Annotated in this window: 3 protein-coding genes and 2 pseudogenes; 2 read left to right on the top strand and 3 right to left on the bottom strand. The window is 63.8% G+C overall.

The genetic code is table 11. The features are described 5' to 3' along the window. The 3 genes and pseudogenes from HX613_RS08625 to HX613_RS08615 form a co-directional block, all read right to left on the bottom strand. Positions 1-613: aldehyde dehydrogenase family protein (locus HX613_RS08625; protein WP_235344958.1), on the bottom strand; the 613-nt coding region annotated here is incomplete at its 3' end. Between the two features lie 154 nt (positions 614-767). Continuing rightward, positions 768-1346: pseudogene (locus HX613_RS08620) on the bottom strand (GntR family transcriptional regulator); the annotation flags it as partial. Next, positions 1343-2823: pseudogene (locus HX613_RS08615) on the bottom strand (fumarylacetoacetate hydrolase family protein). The pseudogenes HX613_RS08615 and HX613_RS08620, both read right to left, overlap by 4 nt. Before the next feature lie 168 nt (positions 2824-2991). Here HX613_RS08615 and HX613_RS08610 point away from each other — a divergent pair. Both HX613_RS08610 and HX613_RS08605 read left to right on the top strand, forming a co-directional pair. Next, the gene (locus tag HX613_RS08610; RefSeq protein ID WP_235344949.1) at positions 2992-4335 is read left to right on the top strand and encodes an MFS transporter; all 1344 of its coding nucleotides are present in this window, start codon (positions 2992-2994) and stop codon (positions 4333-4335) included. A gap of 76 nt (positions 4336-4411) precedes the next feature. Next, positions 4412-6313: an FAD-binding monooxygenase gene (locus HX613_RS08605; RefSeq protein WP_235344957.1), complete on the top strand. Its 1902-nt coding sequence runs from the start codon at positions 4412-4414 to the stop codon at positions 6311-6313. The last annotated feature ends 93 nt before the right edge of the window (positions 6314-6406 follow it).

The raw sequence follows: 6406 nt of genomic DNA, 5'->3' as shown, positions 1-6406 counted from the left end.
CGGCCTCTTCGAAGATGCCCGGCCACAGCGAGGCCGACAGCGGGGTGAATTCTGCAGGCTTGAGCACGACGGCGTTGCCGGTCGCGATGGCCGGAGCCAACTTCCAGGACTCGAGCATGAACGGCGTGTTCCACGGGGTGATGAGCCCGGCGACGCCGATGGGTTTGCGGTTGACGTAGTTGGCCTGGCGTCCGGGAACCTTGAAGGCGTCATCGACCTGGGCGACGATGAGATCGGCGAAGAAGCGGAAGTTCTCCGCGGCGCGGTTGGCCTGGCCCTTGGCCTGGGTGATCGGCAGCCCGGAATCGAAGGACTCCATCTCGGCGAGTTCCTGGCTGCGGGTCTCGGCGATGTCGGCGATCTTGTTGAGCACGCGCGCACGCTCACGTGGGAGCATCGAGGGCCACGGGCCTTCGTCGAAGGCCTGCTTCGCCGAGGCGACGGCTGCGTCGATGTCGGCCTTCTTGCCTGATGCGGCCTTGATGTAGGGCTCGTTGGTCACCGGGTTGATGACGTCGAATTCCTCGCCGTCGATCGAATCGACGAACTCGCCGTTGATGTAGTGACGGATCTTCTCCGGCAGATTCGCGGGAGTTGCAGTGGACTCGGTCATGACTTGTCCTCTTCTCTGTCGATGTTTCCTGTGCTTGCAGGGGTATCTGGGGTTTGGCTTGGGCTTCCTGGTAGCTGGCGAGGGTCGTTGAGCGGTGATTCCTCACGACTCGCTCGATCTCCTCCGCCGAGGCGCGGGCCCGGATGAGTGCGACGATCCTGGCGTGCTCGTCGACCGAACCCCGTGCCCGTTCGGGCACGAAGGAGAAGGTCGAGTTCCGCAGGTGCGCCAGACGGTCCCATTCGACAGCGACCAGGGTGTGCAGCCGTTCGTTCGGGCACCGCCGAAACAGTGCCGCATGGAATTCGTGGTTGAGGCGGGTGAACTCGGTGGGATCGAAGTCGGCGAGCAGGTCACGCATGCGCTCATTGATCGCATCAGCCTCGGCGAGATCGTGCTCGTCCAGGAAATCAAGAGCCTGCGCGGTCGCGGCTCCCTCGAGGATCGCCACGGCCTCCATCGACTGGGCGTACGAGCTCTGGTCGACCATGGCGACCCGGGCTCCGACATTGCGTTCGAAGGTCACGAGCCCATCGGCCTCGAGGCGGCGGATGGCCTCCCTGACCGGAACGACGGAGGTATCGAGCTCGAGAGCGATCTGAGCCAGCACCAGTTTGTGCCCGGGTTCGAAGGTCTGATCCGCGATGCACTTACGGATCCAGCGGTAGGCCGTCTCCGCTTTGCTCAGTGAGCTCGGCTCCGCCGGTGCGTCGACGGCGTCAGCGGTGGTCATCGTGAGGCTTTCCAGGCTTCGAACTTCTCTTTCCATTCGCCCTTAGGTGGGAACAGCGACTCGATCGGGTTGCCGGCGGCCACCTGCTCGGCCACCCATCCGTCTTCGATCTCCTTCGTCAGCGCCGCAGCGACGACTTCCTCAACGAGACCGCGTGGGATGACGATGACTCCGTCGTCGTCTCCGACGATCACGTCGCCGGGCAGCACTGTGGCGTTTCCGCAGGCCACGGCCACGTCGGATTCCCACGGGACGTGCTTGCGGCCGAGCACGGCGGGATTCCTCGACGTTGAGAACACGGGGAGGATCCCGGCCACCTCGGCGGAGTCGCGGACTCCCCCGTCGGTGATGACGCCTGTCGCGCCCTGCGCCTTGGCCCGCAGCGCGAGCACGTCGCCGAGGGTTCCCGAGCCGGACTCGCCGCGTGCTTCGATGACGACGACCTCGCCGGACTGCAGCGAGTCGAAGGCCCGCTTCTGGGCGTTGTATCCGCCGCCGTGTGATTTGAACAGGTCCTCGCGGTTGGGCACGAAGCGCAGCGTCTTCGCGGTGCCCACGACCTTGCTGCCGGGCACGAGCGGGGAGACGCCTTCGATGACGACGTTGTTGAGTCCCCGTGCACGCAGCTGCGCGGAGAGACCAGCGGTCGGAGCCTCGGTGAGCTTGGCGCGCAGGTCCTCACTCAGCGGACCGGTGGACGATTCCTCCGGTGCCAGACCGGCTTCCTCACGTGATCCCCAGGCGTCGGCCTGCAGGGCTTCGGTCACGGCTGGGGTGCTGCCGAGGTTCCGGTCGAATGCGCCCGGTCCCTCGACGACATTCGTGACGAGGCGACCCGAGCTGAGTTCTGATCCGGTGCTCGCCGAGGTGGTCGTGACCTCGACCTCGACCGTATCCCCGGGCGCCACAACAGTTGATCCTGCGGGAGTTCCGGTGAGGATGACGTCACCGGGCTCCAGGGTCATGTGCTGGCTGAGATCGGCGATGATCCGGGTCAGGGGAAGATCAGCTGTGCGGCACTCGTGCCGTCGTCCTGCTTGACCTCGCCGTTGACCCAGGTGCGGATGCGCAGCGACTGGGGGTCAGCCTCGGCTGCGGGGATGATGTCGGGGCCCAGCGGCGTGTAGCCGTCGCGGCTCTTCGACCGCAGATTCGAGCCCTTGTCGGGAGACTTGATGTCGTAGAGGCCGAAGTCGTTGGACGCGGTCACTCCCTCGACGAAGGTCCAGGCCTCGTCGGGGCTGACGGATCGGGCCGCGGTGCCGATGACGACCGCGATCTCGCCTTCGAAGGCGAGCAGCGATGTTCCGGCGGGACGCTCGATCGCCTCACCCGATGCGGCCAGGGAACTGGTGGCCTTGAGGAAGTAGGACGGCTGGGACGGCCGTTTTCCGCGCTGGGCGGAGCGTGACTCGTACGCCACGTGGACGGCAATGATCTTGCCCGGTCGGACTGGGACACCAGCTGGAGTCGACATCGATCTCGCACCTCATTTCGATTGGCTTTCACCCAGATCGTATATGATACGGTTCCGGAGGACAAGTAGTCCGCGTCACATGATTGAGGTCACGTCAGCGCTCCGATAGCTGCGATCTCCCATGGGACAGCGGCACTAACGCAGCAGCCTCAAAGCGACACAGGAGTCATGGTGAGTAAAAAGCACACCCAAGGTCGGGTGGCATTCGCGACCGTCGTCGGTACCAGCATCGAGTGGTACGACTACTTCCTCTATGCGGCGGCCTCAGGGCTGATCTTCAACGAGCTGTTCTTCGGCCCGCTGGGTTCGACGCTGTCGACCATGGTCGCCTTCGCCACCGTCGGCATCAGCTTCCTGTTCCGACCCCTGGGCGCTTTCCTGGCCGGACACTACGGCGACAAGCTGGGGCGACGGGTCGTCCTCATCATCACGCTCATCGCCATGGGTGCCGCCACCGCTCTGATCGGCTTCCTGCCGACCTACGATTCGATCGGCATCGCGGCACCCATCCTCCTCATCGTCCTACGCATCATCCAGGGCATCTCAGCCGGCGGCGAGTGGGGCGGAGCGGTTCTTCTGGCCGTCGAGCACGCGGAGCCCAAGCATCGCGGGCTGCGCGGATCCTTCCCGCAGATCGGCGTCTCCATCGGACTCATCCTCTCTTCGGGCGTGCTCGCGCTCATGACCGCGATCGCCCCCGGAGAGGCCTTCCTCGAGTGGGGCTGGCGGGTGCCGTTCTTCCTCTCGATCCTGCTCGTCGCCGTGGGCTACTGGATCCGCCGCGGCGTCGAAGAGTCCCCCGTCTTCCACGAGATCGCCGAGCGTAAGGAGCAAGTGACCAATCCGCTGGGCAAACTGTTCAAGGGCCACTGGCTGCTCGTCATCCTGGCCTCGCTGGTCTTCGTCGGCAACAATGCCGCAGGCTACATGACCACCGGCGGCTACATCCAGAACTACGCCACGGACCCAACCGGACCGGTCGGGCTCGATCGCGGCCCCGTGCTCTGGGCAGTCTCCGCATCGGCGGTGTCGTGGCTGATCTTCACGATCATCGCCGGCTCCGTCTCTGACAAGATCGGTCGCAAGAACACCTATCTGCTGGGCTGGGTACTGCTGCTGATCGGCATCTTCTCGCTCTTCCCGCTGGTCAACACCGGCAGCATCTGGATGCTCTTCCTGGGGCTGATCATCTTAACCGTCGGGCTCGGATTCACCTACGGGCAGCAACCGGCGATGTATGCCGAGATCTTCCCCTCCAGCGTGCGATTCTCCGGTGTATCGGTCTCCTATGCGATCGGGTCGATCCTGGGCGGAGCCTTTGCTCCCACGATCGCAAAGGCGCTGGTGGCGTCGACCGGCACAACCACCTCGGTGGCCATCTATCTGGCCATCATCACGCTCATATCCCTTGCCGCAACTTTGGCCCTGCGGGACCGGTCGCGCATCCCCCTGGGCCCCGACCACGAGGAAGAGCAGTCGGTGAGCCCAGTCATAGGCATTGGCTCAAGATGACCTGAGTAACACACGATCGTATATGAACTGCTAATATTGGAAAGTCACAAAGACGTGTGATGAACCGGAGGTTGACATGCATTTTCACCAGCACGGCTATGTGTCCGCAGACCCGCGGATCGAAGCTGCAGCAGGTTACGGAATCGATCGTCCACAGGACCTGCCCGATGAGGTCGATGTCCTCATCGTCGGCAGCGGCCCGGCGGGCATGATTGCGGCGGCACAGCTGTCTCAGTATCCCGAGGTCAACACCCGGATGATCGAGAAGCGGGACTCACGACTGGTCATCGGTCAGGCCGATGGCATCCAGGCCCGATCGGTCGAGACCTTCCAGGCGTTCGGATTCGCCGAGGAGATCATCCGCGAGGGTTATCACATCATCGACATGTCCTTCTGGAACCCGGACCCGGAGAACCCCGAGCACATCATCCGTACGGGACGGCCGAAGGACGATGAAACCGGAATCAGCGAGTTTCCGCACCTCATAGTCAACCAGGCTCGCGTCCTCGACTACTTCGCTCAATTCGCCAAGCAGTCCCCCGGACGCGTCGAGCCCGACTACGGCATCGAGTTCGTCGATCTGAGCGTCGACGGTGACACCGGTTCAAATCACCCGGTGACGGTGACAGTTCGCTATACCGCAGGAGCGCGCGCAGGCGAAGAGCGCACGATCCGCGCCGGTTATGTCGTCGGCTGCGACGGAGCCCGCTCGGGCGTACGCAGGTCGATCGGTCGCACGATGACCGGCGACCAGGCCAATCACGCCTGGGGCGTCATGGACGTGCTCGCCAACTCCGACTTCCCCGATATCCGCACTAAGTGCGCCATCTCCTCCAAACATGGCAACATCCTTCACATCCCCCGCGAGGGCGGGCACCTGTTCCGCATGTACGTCGACCTCGGCGAGGTCCCAGAGGACGATGCACGCAAGGTGCGGCAGACGAGCGTCGATGAGATCATCGATCGTGCGAACGCCATCATCAAGCCCTACAGCATCGACGTGAAGAACGTCGCCTGGCACAGTGTCTATGAGGTCGGGCACCGGCTCACCGATGCCTTCGACGACACCGACGACACGACTCCCGGATCACCGTGTCCACGCGTGTTCATCACCGGCGACGCCTGCCACACGCACTCGGCGAAGGCCGGTCAGGGCATGAACGTGTCGATGCAGGACGGGTTCAACATCTCGTGGAAGCTCGGCCAAGTGCTGTCCGGACGATCCTCACAGGAGCTGCTGCGGACCTATTCCGCCGAGCGTCAGGTCACGGCGAAGAACCTCATCGACTTCGACAAGGAATGGTCGACGCTGATGGCCACTCCGCAGGAGGAGCTGCCGGACGAGACCTACCTGCAGGACTTCTATGTCAAGACCGCTGAGTTCCCGGCCGGGTTCATGACCGAATACACCGAGTCGATGATCACAGCGTCCACCGCGCACCAGGAGCTGGCCACCGGCTTCCCCGTGGGCAAGAGGTTCAAGTCTGCTCGGGTCCAGCGCAGCTGCGACGCCAACTACATCCACCTGGGACACAGGGCACGGGCCGACGGCCGCTGGCGCGTCTATGTCTTCGCCGATGCGCCGGCACCGGGTAGCAATGCCTCGTCCAAGGTCACCCAGTTGGCCGACTGGCTCAGTGCCGACCCGGCCTCGCCGTTGGTCAAGTACCGTCGTGCAGGTGAGGACCTCGACAGCCTCCTCGAGCTCAGCGTCATCTACCAGCAGGGTCACACCGAGTTCTCCTTCCCCGATGTGCCGACGGTCTTCCGTCCGCATGTGGGCGAGTTCGACCTTGAGTATGTGGAGAAGATCTACGCGACGCTGGCCGATGAGGACATCTTCGACGTGCGCGGCATCAGCCGTGACGGTGCTGTGGTCGTGGTCCGTCCCGATCAGTACGTCTCGGGCATCTTCCCGTTGGATGCCCATGACGAGATCGGCAAGTTCTTCGACGGAGTGTTCGTCTCCGAACAGTGACGTCTTGGGAACAGCAGCGAGTCTGATCCACTGTCGCCGACGTCTCTTCAGTGTGGGCATACCTCACCTGAGGAGGCGTCGGCGTTGTCGTTG

It is taken from the genome of Brevibacterium sp. UCMA 11754 (assembly GCF_021532275.1).
In the GTDB taxonomy this organism is placed as follows: domain Bacteria; phylum Actinomycetota; class Actinomycetes; order Actinomycetales; family Brevibacteriaceae; genus Brevibacterium.
This window is presented reverse-complemented; position numbering and strand designations above follow the sequence as displayed.

What these genes read in the sequence shown, in the direction of transcription:
- HX613_RS08605 (WP_235344957.1), top strand. Translation starts at nt 4,412, where the DNA reads ATGCATTTTCACCAGCACGGCTATGTGTCCGCAGACCCGCGGATCGAA.
- HX613_RS08610 (WP_235344949.1), top strand. Translation starts at nt 2,992, where the DNA reads ATGGTGAGTAAAAAGCACACCCAAGGTCGGGTGGCATTCGCGACCGTC.